Source organism: Desertibacillus haloalkaliphilus (assembly GCF_019039105.1).
GTDB classification, from domain to species: domain Bacteria; phylum Bacillota; class Bacilli; order Bacillales; family KJ1-10-99; genus Desertibacillus; species Desertibacillus haloalkaliphilus.
Genome location: NZ_JAHPIV010000626.1, coordinates 1 through 324, shown reverse-complemented (window position 1 = coordinate 324; position 324 = coordinate 1). Strand labels below are relative to the sequence as shown.

Genomic DNA, 324 nt, shown 5'->3' with positions numbered 1-324 from the left:
TCCAAGGGGATCAGGCCAACCGGTTCTGGCGGGATGAGTGCCGCGCGCTTGCTGCGCATCTGACGGAACTCGGCTACGACGACACAGCCATGCGCCACGAGGTCATGGAATTCCAGAACGCGGTCCAAGCGCAGCTCTGGGCGCAATCCCAGACCGAAGAAGCCGCACGCCGTGACACGTACTAAAGGCCTCTCGCAATCCCTCCGATCGGCATCTAGCTTTTATCGCGCGACTTGTGGCTGCGCCGTGAAGGTGCTGCGACGGAGTTTCTCACCACCAGGTCGGGTGTCAGCAACACTTCCTGTTGGGTTGGCTCTTCATTGT

General features: G+C 60.5%; 1 protein-coding gene. It reads left to right on the top strand.

Annotated features, from left to right (window positions below):
- Window positions 1–185: DUF6074 family protein (locus KH400_RS30490; protein ID WP_217228770.1), on the top strand; the 185-nt coding region annotated here is incomplete at its 5' end.
- Window positions 186–324: the final 139 nt, after the last annotated feature.